This is a genomic window from Paenibacillus kyungheensis (genome assembly GCF_028606985.1).
In the GTDB taxonomy this organism is placed as follows: Bacteria; Bacillota; Bacilli; order Paenibacillales; family Paenibacillaceae; genus Saccharibacillus; species Saccharibacillus kyungheensis.
This window is the reverse complement of record NZ_CP117416.1, coordinates 1481930-1496986: the sequence shown is the minus strand read 5'-3', so window position 1 is coordinate 1496986 and position 15057 is coordinate 1481930. Positions and strand designations below refer to the sequence as shown.

The 15057-nt window shown below is 38.4% G+C and carries 16 protein-coding genes; 7 read left to right on the top strand and 9 right to left on the bottom strand.

All coding sequences use genetic code 11. The features are described from left to right. Positions 1 to 435 precede the first annotated feature (435 nt). Entirely contained in the window at positions 436 to 1674 is a 1239-nt protein-coding gene (locus PQ456_RS06535; RefSeq protein ID WP_273616261.1) for a glycosyltransferase family 2 protein, read from the bottom strand. A 705-nt stretch (positions 1675 to 2379) separates the two neighbouring features. Here PQ456_RS06535 and PQ456_RS06530 point away from each other — a divergent pair. Continuing rightward, on the top strand, positions 2380 to 2907 hold the full coding sequence (locus PQ456_RS06530) for a phosphatase PAP2 family protein (protein WP_273615411.1): 528 nt from the start codon (positions 2380 to 2382) through the stop codon (positions 2905 to 2907). A 118-nt stretch (positions 2908 to 3025) separates the two neighbouring features. Next, complete coding sequence (locus PQ456_RS06525) at positions 3026 to 4159, top strand: MGDG synthase family glycosyltransferase (protein WP_273615410.1); 1134 nt, start codon at positions 3026 to 3028, stop codon at positions 4157 to 4159. 37 nt (positions 4160 to 4196) lie between these two features. On the opposite strand, the gene trmB is transcribed toward PQ456_RS06525, so the two are convergent. Next, complete coding sequence (gene trmB, locus PQ456_RS06520; protein ID WP_273615409.1) at positions 4197 to 4904, bottom strand: tRNA (guanosine(46)-N7)-methyltransferase TrmB; 708 nt, start codon at positions 4902 to 4904, stop codon at positions 4197 to 4199. A 477-nt stretch (positions 4905 to 5381) separates the two neighbouring features. Here trmB and mnmL point away from each other — a divergent pair, with 477 nt between their 5' ends. From mnmL to PQ456_RS06495, 5 genes are all read left to right on the top strand, one after another. Beyond that, a complete protein-coding gene (mnmL, locus tag PQ456_RS06515; RefSeq protein ID WP_273615408.1) occupies positions 5382 to 6338 on the top strand; it encodes a tRNA modification radical SAM protein MnmL/YtqA in 957 nt (318 codons plus the stop codon). A gap of 1 nt (position 6339) precedes the next feature. Beyond that, the gene (gene mnmM / locus PQ456_RS06510) at positions 6340 to 6933 is read left to right on the top strand and encodes a tRNA 5-(aminomethyl)-2-thiouridylate-methyltransferase MnmM (RefSeq protein WP_273615407.1); all 594 of its coding nucleotides are present in this window, start codon (positions 6340 to 6342) and stop codon (positions 6931 to 6933) included. Positions 6934 to 6987: 54 nt separating this feature from the next. Then, entirely contained in the window at positions 6988 to 7377 is a 390-nt protein-coding gene (locus PQ456_RS06505; protein ID WP_273615406.1) for a VOC family protein, read from the top strand. An 85-nt stretch (positions 7378 to 7462) separates the two neighbouring features. Further along, positions 7463 to 8431, top strand: a complete 969-nt coding sequence (locus PQ456_RS06500) for a type I phosphomannose isomerase catalytic subunit (protein ID WP_273615405.1) — start codon at positions 7463 to 7465, stop codon at positions 8429 to 8431. A 160-nt stretch (positions 8432 to 8591) separates the two neighbouring features. Next, the gene (locus tag PQ456_RS06495) at positions 8592 to 9548 is read left to right on the top strand and encodes an alpha/beta fold hydrolase (protein WP_273615404.1); all 957 of its coding nucleotides are present in this window, start codon (positions 8592 to 8594) and stop codon (positions 9546 to 9548) included. Between the two features lie 62 nt (positions 9549 to 9610). On the opposite strand, the gene PQ456_RS06490 is transcribed toward PQ456_RS06495, so the two are convergent. The 7 genes from PQ456_RS06490 to PQ456_RS06460 all read right to left on the bottom strand — a co-directional run bounded on the left by PQ456_RS06490 (position 9611) and on the right by PQ456_RS06460 (position 15050). Continuing rightward, positions 9611 to 10249, bottom strand: a complete 639-nt coding sequence (locus PQ456_RS06490; protein WP_273615403.1) for a LysE family translocator — start codon at positions 10247 to 10249, stop codon at positions 9611 to 9613. Positions 10250 to 10461: 212 nt separating this feature from the next. Beyond that, positions 10462 to 11862 (bottom strand): phytase, encoded by a 1401-nt coding sequence (locus PQ456_RS06485; protein WP_273615402.1) that lies wholly within the window; start codon positions 11860 to 11862, stop codon positions 10462 to 10464. Between the two features lie 126 nt (positions 11863 to 11988). Next, positions 11989 to 12453 (bottom strand): GNAT family N-acetyltransferase, encoded by a 465-nt coding sequence (locus PQ456_RS06480; protein WP_273615401.1) that lies wholly within the window; start codon positions 12451 to 12453, stop codon positions 11989 to 11991. A 22-nt stretch (positions 12454 to 12475) separates the two neighbouring features. Continuing rightward, positions 12476 to 12778 (bottom strand): antibiotic biosynthesis monooxygenase family protein, encoded by a 303-nt coding sequence (locus PQ456_RS06475; RefSeq protein ID WP_273615400.1) that lies wholly within the window; start codon positions 12776 to 12778, stop codon positions 12476 to 12478. A 166-nt stretch (positions 12779 to 12944) separates the two neighbouring features. Next, positions 12945 to 13682, bottom strand: coding sequence for a Bax inhibitor-1/YccA family protein (locus tag PQ456_RS06470; protein WP_273615399.1), 738 nt, complete (start codon positions 13680 to 13682; stop codon positions 12945 to 12947). A gap of 154 nt (positions 13683 to 13836) precedes the next feature. Continuing rightward, positions 13837 to 14559: a hypothetical protein gene (locus PQ456_RS06465; RefSeq protein ID WP_273615398.1), complete on the bottom strand. Its 723-nt coding sequence runs from the start codon at positions 14557 to 14559 to the stop codon at positions 13837 to 13839. After that, on the bottom strand, positions 14556 to 15050 hold the full coding sequence (locus PQ456_RS06460) for an NUDIX hydrolase (protein ID WP_273615397.1): 495 nt from the start codon (positions 15048 to 15050) through the stop codon (positions 14556 to 14558). Before PQ456_RS06460 ends, PQ456_RS06465 begins: the two co-directional genes overlap by 4 nt. Between the last annotated feature and the right edge of the window lie 7 nt (positions 15051 to 15057).

Below are 15057 nucleotides of genomic sequence, written 5' to 3'. Positions count from 1 at the left end.
CACCTCCATATTATGATTGTACAACTATATTAAATATAGAAATCAAAAAGGGATGCAGGTCTAGTCACCTGCATCCCTTGATCAGCTCATATTCATAACAAGACAAATTCTTGTTATTACATTCAGATCAATGAACCAGCCGACTATATATCGGGCAGGTGAGAAGCAAAGCTTCTACTTTGTATATCTCAATCACGTACTAAAATAGTATACCATATGTTTTTAATATATACAAGCCTTTCGTAAACATAAAATAATCATTGATTTATAAGACTTTTGAAATCTTATTTAATCACTATATTCTATGTTGCTAGTCATCTGTTGCTTTGTTAATTCTAACTGTAATTTATATTTCGTCATAAAAAGAACCTGTACAACAGATAGACTGTTATACAGGTTCTTGAGTGAGATATCTTTGTGTAGCTTCAAGCGAGATTAACCTTGTTTGCTTTGTACTTCTTCCAAACGTACAACACGCGTATGTTGCGTATGGCTCCATTGTTTGTTGTTTTGTGTGAAGAAAGCATAAAACGTAATTGGCCACCAAGATAGACCGTAGATAGGGAACAATAGCAAGTATAGATATACTTTCCAAGACTTCACTTTTTCTAATGCCATTGCAAGAATAAAAGTAACAACATTGGCACCAATTGCTGTAATAGCTACCCACATTGGCAGGTAATTATAGATAGTAGCGATATGTGGTCCACCTAGAATAGATGTATCGATCCACATAGCAGCAGTCATTAAGAATGTAATTAAAACGATATATACGTTGACACTATACAATGCCAAGTCGAATTTGATGATGCTCATTTCTTTTACACTTTTCCATAATAGCGGGAAGAAATAACGACGAGCTACTGTAAAGTGACCTTGCATCCAACGCAAACGTTGGCGAGAAGAAGCTTTGAATGTTAACGGCTTTTCATCAAATACTTTTGCATCATAGCTAAAGCGCGGATAGATTCCTTTTTCTGCACAACGCATTGTAAATTCTAAATCTTCTACAAGGCTTGTTGCGCCCCATCCGATTTCTTTCAATAGTTCATTTTCAAAACACATACCTGTACCACCCAGGAAGTTCGCCATATTCAAATTATGACGAGACAATTGCCATAGACGGTTGATGTACCAGTAAGATACGCCATAAGCAGCAGTGATCCAAGAATCTTCTGGATTCTTTGTATCAATATAACCTTGAATAACGCGTGCACCTTCACACATATCGTTGTTCATTTCTGTCAAGAATCTGTGATCTGCCAAGTTATCAGCATCAAACATTACGATACCATCGTACTGACGAGGCATACTCCACAATTCTCTTAGCATCCATTCGATCGCGTATCCTTTACCGCGTTCTGCTGGATTCGTACGTACACAAGCGTTCATTCCATGGCTACGTACGATATCTGCTGTACCATCTGTACAGTTATCACAGATAACAAACACATCATATAGTTCAGCCGGATAATCCATATTTTTTAGATTTTCCATTAATGCTCCAATAACGGTCTCTTCATTGTGCGCTGCAACTAGAACAGCAAATGATTTCTGTGGAGCATGATCCGCTCTTTTTTTCCTTTTAACAATTCCGAATAGCGAGAATGAAAACTGATATACACCGATAACTGCCAGTAGAACCTGGAGCACGATAAATATAGCATCAATAATGTTTCCCATAATAACTGTGAACCTCCTTAAATTTTAAAACCACAATATAACAAATTCATTCTTTTTCTCTAGATCACTAATTTCAAGACGTCACATTTTAAATTTAATTTTTAGCATGAGTCGCTTTAAAACTTTTCACCCCAGATGATTATACTATGACGAACATTAAAGTTATGTTACAAAACGATTACAAGCGACATTAAGATTTTGCACATTTTTTATGGATTTGTCAAAATTCTAAAAGAGGGTATACGGTTAAAAACCATGGAATTACGACGAGTTATATGCAATAAATGTTACAGAACAAGGTTTAACGCCATTTTATGCCTATTTATGTTCTATTTGCTTATTTTTATTGCTAATGATGTTGGATTTGTATGAGGATAAATAATGAAGCTATGATGACTGATTGAGTTGTGGGTGTATTTCTTTGAATTTTTAAACGTATTTATTTGAGTTGAACCATGTTATTGATAACGATTTACATATTGGTTAAGGCGCATGTGAATGACTTTTGCCATTCTCGGGTAAGGGTAATAAGAAATACTTTTGGATTATTTTGCAAATCAGGTTTAAACTATTGGGTAACTTACAAAAGTTGTATCTATTTTAACACTCTGTTAACGTTATAAAGCTTGAAAAGCGTACTGAATAAAAATATGATGAATATAAGCCGAAAATTGGCAATTAATACGGGGGTCTCTCATGCGTCAGTTTCTTATTCGCCTACAAACGATGGAGCAACACATTTTTAGATGGTTTAACTCAAGGCTCCATAATAAGTTCCTAAATTTATTTTTTTACTACTTAACGAATTTAGGCGGAGCTACGTTCACGATTATAGCGACTTTGGCAGTATGGCAATTAGCGCCATTTCCTTGGAGCCGCGCAGGTCTCCAAGCAGCTGTAGCACTAGCGATTAGCCATGTGCCTGTAGCTATTGTTAAAAAGCTATACCCGCGTATTCGTCCATACTTAGCTATCCCTGAAACGATTACGTTCCGCAATCCTTTAACAGACCATTCGTTTCCATCAGGACATACCACAGCGATCTTTTCCGTTACTGTTCCATTTATGCTGACAGATCCACTCATGATTCTGTTGCTGTTACCATTCGCACTGATTGTTGCTGTGTCTCGTATGTATTTAGGATTACATTATCCTTCAGATGTACTGGTTGGAGCTGCAATTGGAACATCGGTAGCGATGGGTACATTTGCATTATGGCCGTAAAGAGGCTATTCTAGCAATATTACCGGATTGTTACAGTAGTATTACAGAGAAAGCTGAAATGTTTGCTTCCTCTACTCCATTTTATTAGAGAATACCTTGCAGAAAAGGTGAACTGGACGTGTCAAAATATAGAGTGCTGCTTTTGTCGGAAGGTTTTGGTTCTGGTCACACACAAGCTGCTTATGCACTAGCAAGTAGTTTACGCAAAATCTCACCGAATATTCAGACTAAGGTACTGGAACTCGGTAGTTTCCTTAATCCTAAAGTGGCTCCACTCATCCTAACCGCATACAAAAAAACGGTCATCTCGCAGCCACGACTTGTGCGTATGATGTATCGCAGCCAATACAAAAAATCGATCAATCGGCTAGCCACGCTAGCTTTACATCGTCTCTTCTATACACATACACATAATGTGATTCGGCAATTAAAACCAGATGTGATTGTATGTACACATCCGATTCCGGGAGCTGTGATTTCAAGGCTCAAACGATTAGGACTGCGTACACCGTTATGTATGGTTATTACAGATTATGATGCTCATGGTACATGGGTGAGTCCAGAGGTGAACCGTTATCTGGTATCTACACCTGATGTACGTTCCAAATTAATTCAGCGTGGTGTACCGATTCAGAAAATTGAAGTCTCTGGTATTCCTGTCCATCCAAAGTTTTGGGAACATACAGGCAAAGTCGAATTTCAACAGAAGTTTGGACTGAAAAATATGCCGACAGTACTAGTGATGAGCGGCGGTTGGGGATTGATGAGCGATGATGTGGTAAATGCGTATCTTACCAGCTTCAGCGATAAGATCCAATTTATTTTTTGTTTTGGTAACAATGAGAAAGCTTATCGCAAAGCTAAGCAGAATGTGAACTTTAATCATCCAAATATTCATTTGATTCGATACACTAATGAAATTGATCAATTGATGGAAGTATCCGATCTTCTTGTAACCAAACCAGGAGGAATGACATGTACTGAAGGATTGGCCAAAGCGATCCCGATGTTATTTTATAACCCTTTACCTGGACAAGAAGAAAAAAATTCTCAGTATTTTACGCAACAAGGTTGGGGCGAACCGATTACATCGATTGATGTGGTTACCGAATGGATGGACTTGTTGATTAATGATTATGACGCTGTTGTAGAGCAACGTAAGCAAAATATAGCTCAGATTGATCGTTATAATCCAACACAAAGTGCTCATAGCATTGCTGAAATGGTAGAAAAAAGTAAGGTCTTATCCTAAATTAACGGATAAGACCTTACTTTTTTTATGTTATAAATTAATATTTATCTAGACGCATCGCTTGATATTCACGCAAAACGTCTTCACCGATCAATACTTCGCAACGATGAATATTCATCCCTTTGCCCATAAATTTAGCTTCATATTCTGTCATGACATGTTCTTCGTTGATACCATCACGATGAAGATTCAAGCTAATATTCGTCATTTGTAGACCGTAATCGGCAAATGAATTTAGTGAAAATTCAAATAGCGTTTCAGAATCGGTTTTGAAATGAATTTCACCGCGAGTATTTAACAATTTACAATACATGTCCAAAAAGCGTGGATGTGTTAAACGACGACGACCATGTTTCTTTTTCGGCCAGGGATCGCTGAAGTTAAGATAGATTCGCTCAATCTCACCAGGAGCAAATACCTCTTCAATTTTTTCGATATTTGCGCGAGCTAGCTGAATTGTCGTTGGTTCTCCGCGTTCTGCTTCTTCCCATGCCATTCTTGTTTTCTCACTGGCACGGCGTACCAATTCATCATACATATCGAAGCCGATATAATTGACATTTGGATGTTTGACACTCATTTGGCTGACAAATCTTCCTTTGCCCATTCCAAATTCAACATGAATCGGCAGATCATTTCCAAAACGCTCTTGCCATTTTCCTTTATATTGTTCAGGATTCAGCACGACCAAATCTTCCTGCTGCTCCAATCCTTCACGTATTCCTTTTCTACCTCGTAAACGCATGTCGTTCCTCCGATTTCAATGGTCTATATAGTGATCCTACTACTAAGGCATTATTGTGACGAAGAAATGAGCAAATGTAAAGCATTTATCTGCATCATTATCTGGACACAGGAAAAAAGGATCTCCCTTCTCTGCAAGCAGATCAGAAAATCCTTCTCTCTATATTTGGAATTGGGGTCCAACAAATTTAGCAATCATAGTCTACCATTTTTCGTTATAAAATTAAATGGGTATCGTGATAAACTATGAAAAAATTAAGCTTTTAAGACGTTTCTACCTTTGATTACCCCTTTTTTGTAGAAATGAAGCGAACCTTAATTTTAAATCATTTATTTTGCAAATAATATTTTGAACTTCGTCACCTGTTGCTATCTTTTAAATCTAGATTTTTGTTACAATATAACCTAATTAGAGAGATATTATACATGTTAACGAACTGTTAAATACTTAATGAAGAACGATTGAAGGAGCTTCACTATGCTTATAACTCAAGATACATCCACTCCCCTATTATGGAGTGATAAAAGGTTTCATACGTGGAATACAGAGATGCGTGAACAATTTGGAAATAAAGTATTCAAAGTAACACTAGATGCTGGCTTTACCTGTCCGAATCGTGATGGTTCGATTGCTAAAGGCGGTTGTACATTCTGTAGCGCTCGTGGTTCAGGCGATTTTGCAGGCAGTCGTCGTGACGATCTAGTGACTCAATTTAATCATATTCGTGATCGTCAGCACCAGAAATGGCCTCATGCACAGTATATTGGTTATTTTCAAGCCTATACGAATACGTATGCTCCTGTAGAACAATTACGCGAATATTTTGAAATTATTTTGAAGCAACCGGGAGTTGTGGGATTATCGATAGCAACTCGTCCTGATTGTTTGCCTGATGATGTTATTGATTATTTGGCTGAATTAAATGAACGGACTTATCTGTGGATCGAAATGGGTCTGCAAACGATTCATGAATCCACTTCTACACTTATTAATCGTGCTCATGATAGTCAATGCTATGAGGAAGCTGTAGCCAAATTGCGTGCTCGCGGTATTCGAGTATGTGCGCATATTATCTATGGATTACCTCAAGAAACACATGAAATGATGTTAGATACAGGTCGTGCTGTAGCTCAGATGGATGTGCAAGGAATCAAAATTCATCTTCTTCATCTGATGCGCAAAACACCGATGGTCAAACAATATGAAGCTGGATTGCTACGCTTCTTGGAAAAAGACGAATATATCAAATTGATTGTAGATACTCTTGAAATTTTGCCACCTGATATGATTGTTCATCGTCTTACAGGAGATGCACCTCGTGATCTATTAATCGGTCCAATGTGGAGTCTACGCAAATGGGAAGTACTTAACGGAATCGATGATGAATTGAAGCAACGTGATACATGGCAAAGTAAATATTGGAGAGCATTATAATATGGGATTTTTGTCTGTTTTGAGTTATGCACACAAATTGGTTGCAGAGCGTCTGGATGCTCACAACGGCTATGCTATAGACGCAACTGCTGGTACAGGTGTAGACACACTGATGCTTGCTAAGACCGTAGGCAGAAGTGGTCAGGTATTCAGCTTCGATATTCAGCAAGAGGCTCTTGATCGCACACAGGAGCGTTTAGACAAGGAACAGCATACTGTACTTGCTCCTGTGCAACTGATTCTGGATAGTCATGCTACAATGAACCAGTATATTCCTGATCATTTACATGGTAAAATCCAAGTGATCATGTTCAATCTAGGTTATCTTCCTTCAGGAGATTTGAGTATTATTACTGAACCGGATTCAACATTGACTGCTTTGGCATCTGCTTTTGATCTATTAGCTATTCGAGGTATACTAACGATTGTTCTGTATCCAGGGCATCCCGGTGGCGCTGAGGAAGCAGAAGCTGTGCAAGCGTGGGCTTCTACTCTGTCTGTTGCGGTAGCACAATCGATTATGTACCGCCAATTGCAACGACAAGATGCACCTTATCTGATTGCGATTGAGAAAAAAGGATCGCCAACATCATGAATAAGTATGCCCTGCTGTATGTGATGTAACATTATATTGAAGGAGTGAGTATGGATGGCTGTACGCAAACTAGAACATGTAGGTATTATGGTGAAATCGATAGAAGTGTCGATTGCTTTTTATGAAGATGTTATAGGTTTGAAGCATCTTGAAAATGCTGGACATATCGATGAACATATCAAACTCGCTTTTCTTGCTTTTCCAGATCAATCGCAAACTGAACTTGAATTGGTGCAAGGATACACAGGTGAGCTCGCTAATGAAGGCAGAGTGCACCATGTCGCTTTTGCAGTAGATGATATTGAACAAGAATATGCACGCATTCAAGCACTGAATTTGCACGAATTGGATACCGAAATTACGACTTTACCTAATGGCAGTCGCTACTTTTTCTTCAGTGGCCCGGATGGAGAGCGTCTGGAATTTTTCCAATCTGCACGTTAAGATAGATACAGATTGCTTGGAGAGACAAAATGCATAGGATACATAGAACGGTTGTATACCTATTACACTTGGAGGAGAGATAATAATGACTAATCCATACCCGCTTCAATTTCAACCGGAATTTAAAGAACGTGTGTGGGGCGGACGTGCCCTTGAACAATTTGGCTGGGATATTCCTGAAGGTGTGATTGGTGAAGGCTGGATGATCGCGGATCACCCGAATGGAACTACTTCTGTAATCGGTGGCGAATTGGATGGTGTCAGCTTAACCGAACTTACGCAAAAATTCGGTCGTGATTGGTTCGGTACCAAAGGCGTATCTGAAGTGAACGGACGTTTTCCATTGTTAATCAAATTGCTGGATTGTAATGACGATCTTTCAGTTCAGGTTCATCCTACAGACGATTATGCAGGGCTTCCTAAAGGTGAACTTGGCAAAACCGAAATGTGGTATGTACTTGCTGCTAAGCCAGGCGCTAAGATCATTTATGGTCTTAAAGAAGGCGTGACTCGTGAATCATTAGCAGAAGCGATTAAGAATAATAAAATTACAGATACACTGCAAGAAGTTTCGGTAGAAGCAGGTGATACATTCTATATTCCTGCCGGTACTGTACATGCCTTATGTGCAGGCGTATTGGTTGCTGAAATTCAACAAAATTCAGATACTACCTATCGTCTGTATGATTACGATCGCCCCGGGTTAGACGGTAAGCCTCGTGAACTTCATATTGAAGATTCTCTTAATGTGATCGCTTATGAAGGCGCTGGCGCAACAACAATGAAAACAGACGGTCTTACTGCCGGACAATGGTTAAAACTTGCGGCTTCCCCTTATTTTATTGTTGAAAAAGGTATTGTCGACGGTGCATGGGAATTATCGACTACAGCAGAAAGTTTTACTATTCTAGTGATTGCTGATGGCGAAGGTACGATTGCATGGGGCAATGAACATGTCGCTATAAAAGGTGGACAATGCTTCTTATTGCCTGCTAATTTAGGACAATACACATTAGATGGTCATTGTACGGTTATTCGTTCTTATTTGCCATAAATAATGGAGCGATACTGACTTCACTTTAATGTTGATTCAATGATTGGAATACATGGTTAACATTGCTTAGATTGTATTTTGTAAATAATACCAAAATAGACCTGTACAAACCTACATTGATTGTGTAGATTTGTACAGGTTATTTGCAAGGAGGGATAGGATGCTCGAACATACATTTACCATGACTGATCCTGAAGATGTTGCTGTACATGTATATGAATGGCGTCCAGAAGATCAAGCCGATCAACTACCTTTGCGCGGTATTGTTCAGATTACTCATGGCATGTCTGAGACCGCCAAAAGATACAAACGGTTGGCCGAATCGCTTACTACTCAAGGATTTATTGTCTATGCTCATGATCAACGTGGACATGGATTAACCGCTTCCGGGCCAGAATATTTAGGCGATCCTGGTGATAACGGATTTTATTGGATGACTCAAAATGTGATCCAATTATCCAAATGGATTCGAGATCATCACCCGACGTTACCTCTTTTTATTATGGGACATAGTATGGGTTCTTTTATTATTCAAAAAGTAATGTATGAGCAACCTGATCTGTATGATGGTTTTATGTTATCAGGCACAAATGGGAAACGTAATCTGCTTCGAGTCGGTAAACAAATTGCTCATCTTCAGCAACGGTTTCGTGGTCAGGTACATCGCAGTCTGCTATTAAATATCATTGTATTTGCTTCTTACAATAAAGGGCTCCCCCGTCCACGTAAAACATTTGATTGGTTATCGCGTGATCCTGATGAAGTGTCATTATTTATGAATGATCCTTTTTGCGGAAAGCTACCTTCTGTGCGTTTCTATGTTCATTTTTTTGAATTATTATTAGAGATTCATCAACCCGGGCATATGAAGCGTATTCCAACGGATAAACCTGTATATTTATTTAGCGGTGAACGTGATCCTGTAGGGCAGTATGGTAAAGGGGTCAAGCAATTGTATCAACAATATCTTCAGTTAGGTCTACAAGACGTTAAGTTAGATCTGTATCCAGATAGCAGGCATGAGACGCTCAATGATATTAATCGTGATGAAGTAACGGCTAATGTGATTCACTGGTTAGATGAACATATATCCAGTACAACGATTGCATCCAAATAAAGCAACCTCTCCTATTGTAGTAGGTAGAGGTTGCTTTATTTTTGTACACCTATAATGATTTATTATGAAGAAACATTCCGTGACGTACGTAACAGATTGAGACCTAATAAGATAAAAATACTACCTGTAATCTTATTCATATATGTAGCGACACGACTAGATTGTAGACGATGTGCCATTTTGCTTGAAAAGACTACTAACAACATACACCATAGGATGCCAGTCGTACTGAATGTAAGTCCTAGCAAAATAAATGGAATCGCTCCATATGTCTGTTCCGGGCTTACAAATTGCGGTATAAATGCTAAGTAAAACAAAGCTACTTTGGGATTCAGTACATTGGTCATCATCCCTTGTAGATATACTTTACGATTACTTTGAGAATCTACAGCTTGCATCGCTTGCGCAGATTCGTGACGCGCCATTATCGAACGTATCCCTAACCAGATCAGATAAGCAGCTCCAATCCATTTGACTATATTAAAAGCTAGTGCAGACTGCATAAGAATTAAAGAAAGCCCAAGACCTGCTAACAATGTATGTACTAATGAACCTGAGATAATACCGTATACTGACATGATGCCTGCCTTTTTCCCTTGAAAAATACTACGACTCAAAATATAAATCGTATCACTGCCAGGGGTGATATTCAGCAAAATACTAGACAGTATAAAAATCCAATAATGTTCGATTCCCCACATCTATCTTCACTCCTATCTTTTTTTCTATTTGAAGATTATACATGCTTTGATCGAAAATGGGTATAGAACATATGACTTTTAAAACGATACATTCAGATGATAATACAAAAAATACAGACAAACGTATCTTATAGATACAATGTTGTCTGTATTTTGTGAAAGTAACACTTATAGCTAGTACATGATTGACTATTCTACCATCGCTTAGAAATTTATTGACGATTTTCTAATTTTCTTGGATCAGGGCTAGTATTGGCTGTCATTGCTACACCTTCATGTAGACCTGCATCAATAGATTGCCATGGAACCATTTTGAAGTTTTGATTAATCTTTTTGCCATTTTTCAAATTCTCATCATCTTGCGCAATAAATACACCATATGGATATTGGCTGCCCATATTAGCACCTAATACATCTATTCCGTCTGTCTCGGTAGTTCCATCTATTCCTTTTCCATCGTTGATCGTAAAGTTAGAGATGTACTTGTTATTATCTTGACGATCATACACAGCATACGTATTGTTACCTTGGCTAGAAGCCATCAAATACCCAGTTCCATTTGCGCCGTAATACAGAGTTAAGCCCTCAATATCATCGTGCAAACGACGTCCATCTGCGATATCTACAGTACCTAATGGTTGATTACCACCATCCGGTTCAGCGCTGTATTTCCAGATCGCTGCATCTTCTTCAGCAATATACAATGTGCCGTATTCGTCATCCGCAACCATACCTTCGGATTGTGTATCTAATTTGAAATGACGTACTAATGTGCCTTTCACTTTGCCTTTACCATTATCCGTTAATTCATATTGCTCAAATTCGCCTTCTTTACCCAAAACAAGCGCATAATATTTGTTTGTTTTCAAACTATGATACAAGCTAAATCCATACACTTCGCCCATTTTGGATTTGATCGGATTAGCCAAAATATTGGTAAGTGCTCCTGTTTTGCCATCAAAAGAAAAAATGTCTACAGTATTAGATGAACGATTGGTCGCACCAACAATATCTACTTTTTTACCATTCAAAGGAAAATCATAACGAAGATCTGTATTGTTCATTTTACCTGTGCTGTATGATTTTAATTCTTTCCCTTTTAGATCGTAGACTAACATTCCGCCACCTTTGTTCGTAGCAATAATCTTGCTATTCGAAGCATTGGAAGGATCGAGCCAGATCGCGGGATCGTCAGCCGCATCTTCACCGGATTCTACAGCATCTGTCTCCCCTGTCGGTTGTACTGCGAACACAGGTACTGCGTCGGTAGGATCATTGAATTTGGCATTTTCAGCATTAATCATTGTTAGTAAGGTTTGTGGGATATAAGTAGCTCCCTGTTGCAATTCAGCCGCTTGTTCCAATGTACCGCTTTTGCCTGCTAAGCGATATTTCTTCTCACCGACTGTGATTGAACCTGTAATGCCATTTTTCAATTGGAAAAAGGCAGCTTTGTCTTCCCCATCCCAGTACATTTTGCCACCCATTGCTTCGATCGATTGTCTAAGAGGAACGGATGAACCCTCTGCTGCATGTACAAGCGGACTCGCTACCGCTGTTGTAATACTGATTCCTGCCATTAATAAAGCCGTTTTACCTATGTTCTTTAACATTTCATCTGCTCCTTATCGCGATTACGCTATGTATGGCGTGTCATACCCATCGATTTAAATATAGGTCATGATTGTTAGCGTGGAGTCTGTGTTGTGTAAAGTTCAGGTAAAGCGCAGGAATTCCATTTATTTATCCAAATCTAGCTTCTTTTCATAGCAGAGACTAATTCCATCATCTTCATAATCTGCAAACACAGGAATACGATAATAGCCGTTACGCTCATAAAAAGCAGTCGCTTCAAACTGCTCTGCACCTGTCTCCAGACGAACAAAATGACATCCTTGCTCAATCGCTTTTTGCTCTAATGCTTGTAACATATTGCCAGCAATCCCTTGTCTACGGTAAGTAGAATCAACAAAAAATCGCTTCAATTCTACACTGTCTGTATCCAATGGTCGGATAGCGCCACAACCTACCGGTGTATCGTCTATATAAGCAACCATAAATGTAGTGTGAAAAGCATCTGGATGATCAAGATCGATCGTATAAATATTTTCCTCGTCATACCGTTGTTGCAAATCTTTATCTAATGCCTGAATTAATGTTCTCAAATGAAGATCAGTTGGCGAAACTTGCTCGATACGAATCATAGTTATAACACTCCTTCGGTGATTAAGATTGAGATGATTCTACAATTTCATAATGATGAACTGCCGGGAACGGATCATAGTAATGATGCAGTAATTTTTTCCATTCTTGATATTCTGCTGATCCGCGGAATCCTTCAGTATGATCAGCTAATGTCTCCCAACGGACTAACAATAAATATAGATTGTCAACTTCAAGGCAACGTTGTAATTCATGAGATATGTACCCTTTCATACTGGAAATAATCTTTGAAGCCTGATGAAAACTTTGTTCAAACTCATACGTTTGACTTGCTTTTACTTGTAAATTAGCTACTTCTAATATCATAAAACAATGGCCTCCTTATACGTTAATAGGTAGCAGTATACGAATGATTCAGCACTACCCATAATGAGTTTGATTTAGTATAAATGGCTTTGCGATTTCGTTCAACCTGAATGTGCAAAAAAAGCCTTGCTCCTACAATAAGGAACAAAGCTTTTATGTTGATTATTTAATTACGGCTATTCAATTTAGATAACAAACGTAGAATTTCCATATACAACCAGATCAAAGTTACCATCAGACCAAATGCTGCATACCATTCCATATATTTAGGAGCACCTGATTGCGCTTCTGTCTCAATAAAATGAAAATCTAACAATAAGTTAAGTGCAGCAATCGCTACGATAAATAAGCTAATACCGATACCAATCCAACCTGTTTCATGAATAAACGGTACATTGATTCCAAAAAAGCCTAAAATAATATCAATAAGATATACAAGAGCTATTGATGCTGTACAAATCACGATCCCAAGTGCAAATCCTGGGGTGACTTTGATAATACGTAGTGTGTAGATCGCTAACATCAAAAATAACGTACCTACAGTAATCAAAATCGCATTGATGACGATTCCCGGGTAACTATAATCGGTCCACGCCGAGATTGCTCCTAACATTAATCCATTCAAAATGACATATAACGGTGCTGTTACAAACGCTGCTCTTTTGAAAAAAATAGTGATTAATGAAGTCACCAGACTACCGATTAGACCTACAATCAAAAAGCCTGTTACATCCTGTCCTTGATAATACAAATACCATGTGTACACTGCCGCAACCATCAATAAAGCAAGAAGTACCATTGTTTTTCCTACTGTACCGCCAACCGTCATTGCACCTGCTTTAAAGTCACTTTCTTTAAAATCCGAGAATGCTTTTTCGCTAAGTGCTGGATTGTTTAACGCCATATGATCATCTCTTTTCTGTCTAAAATGTAAAATCCCCTTTTCTATACCATGACTGTTATCGATTACTTGTCCATTATAGGTGGGAATGATTCATTTGAACAACCATAAATAGGTAATTTATCATAAATATTTATGAGGATGTAGTTCTTACAATCTACGTATTCACCCATTTGGCGCGTAGTACAAATACTTCTTTATTATTTTTAATCGTTTCGGCTAGATTACTACTTGTCGCTGTATGCTCACCGTCATTATTAACACGCATCGAAAGATCAATCGTTTTGTTCATCGGAATTGCGCGCTGATCTAACATTGTACTCGACATAGAAGTAGAAGCATGTACTGGAACATATGTATACTCTAGACTGGTAGAACTGAGTCCAACTTGAATTGTGATATCTACCTTCTCTTGACCATCATTTTCTTTTTTAGAATAAGAGCTAATCGTCATCTGTTGTTCTCCTGTTGGAATAGGCACATTGTTATACAACATTTGTTCTTTGAGCTGTCCATTGCGATAATGATCTATCCATGTTCGGACTGTTGTTACTTTTTGCTGATTGATATTTACTTTGGCGATCACGATATTTTCTAATGTTTGTGCTTGTAACTTTTTGTATTCAGAATCAGTATTAGGTAGCACATATAACTGAATCATCTTTTTTTGTTTTATCGCTTTTTTGGTAGCTTCTTTGGCTTTGTATTGTTCGATCAGATCTGTGGTTAAACCTTTTTCTGAAGAAGGCTGTGTGCCAGAATCGGTCACAGGCATATCAGGCGTTTGGATGACTTTAGCTGTGGCAGGGTGTGGTGAAGAAGATTGATTTTCACAACCTACTACTAGAATCAGTAATAAAACTATTATTGTTTTTTTCAATCGTTTGGCTTCCTTTCAATCATAGGATGATCATGATTTCCTAGAAATGATTTTAGAAAATATTGCACTACGGGAAGATCAGGTGGATTGATCATCTGCGGTAAATCAAACAGATCAAAAAATTGTAGTTCTTGAACTTCAGAACATTGAACTTGCAGTGAACCGCTATACTCTCTACATACATAAGCCGCAACTACGTTATACACTTCATCACCATGTGGATACTGATAATACAGTTCAGGCCCGGAGAAGATATCCAGTAGCTGCAAATGCACAGCTACCAGTCCTGTTTCTTCTTCCAATTCGCGCTTAGCGACTTGTTCTAATGTCTCACCCAGTTCCATACTTCCACCTGGCAATCCCCAATAATGATTATCGACACGCTTTTGCAATAGAATCTGTTGTTGATCATTCATCAATACGACTGTAGCACCAGCCATAATAAGAGGTCTGCTTCCTACAACTTCTCTCAGTTCAGTGATATAGCTCATCCACCTT

Excerpts from the sequence above, each read along its gene's own strand:
- PQ456_RS06530 (WP_273615411.1), top strand. The coding sequence starts at position 2,380 with ATGCGTCAGTTTCTTATTCGCCTACAAACGATGGAGCAACACATTTTT.
- trmB (WP_273615409.1), bottom strand. The coding sequence starts at position 4,904 with ATGCGTTTACGAGGTAGAAAAGGAATACGTGAAGGATTGGAGCAGCAG.
- mnmL (WP_273615408.1), top strand. The coding sequence starts at position 5,382 with ATGCTTATAACTCAAGATACATCCACTCCCCTATTATGGAGTGATAAA.
- mnmM (WP_273615407.1), top strand. The coding sequence starts at position 6,340 with ATGGGATTTTTGTCTGTTTTGAGTTATGCACACAAATTGGTTGCAGAG.
- PQ456_RS06505 (WP_273615406.1), top strand. The coding sequence starts at position 6,988 with ATGGCTGTACGCAAACTAGAACATGTAGGTATTATGGTGAAATCGATA.
- PQ456_RS06500 (WP_273615405.1), top strand. The coding sequence starts at position 7,463 with ATGACTAATCCATACCCGCTTCAATTTCAACCGGAATTTAAAGAACGT.
- PQ456_RS06495 (WP_273615404.1), top strand. The coding sequence starts at position 8,592 with ATGCTCGAACATACATTTACCATGACTGATCCTGAAGATGTTGCTGTA.
- PQ456_RS06490 (WP_273615403.1), bottom strand. The coding sequence starts at position 10,249 with ATGTGGGGAATCGAACATTATTGGATTTTTATACTGTCTAGTATTTTG.
- PQ456_RS06485 (WP_273615402.1), bottom strand. The coding sequence starts at position 11,862 with ATGTTAAAGAACATAGGTAAAACGGCTTTATTAATGGCAGGAATCAGT.
- PQ456_RS06480 (WP_273615401.1), bottom strand. The coding sequence starts at position 12,453 with ATGATTCGTATCGAGCAAGTTTCGCCAACTGATCTTCATTTGAGAACA.
- PQ456_RS06475 (WP_273615400.1), bottom strand. The coding sequence starts at position 12,778 with ATGATATTAGAAGTAGCTAATTTACAAGTAAAAGCAAGTCAAACGTAT.
- PQ456_RS06470 (WP_273615399.1), bottom strand. The coding sequence starts at position 13,682 with ATGGCGTTAAACAATCCAGCACTTAGCGAAAAAGCATTCTCGGATTTT.
- PQ456_RS06460 (WP_273615397.1), bottom strand. The coding sequence starts at position 15,050 with ATGAGCTATATCACTGAACTGAGAGAAGTTGTAGGAAGCAGACCTCTT.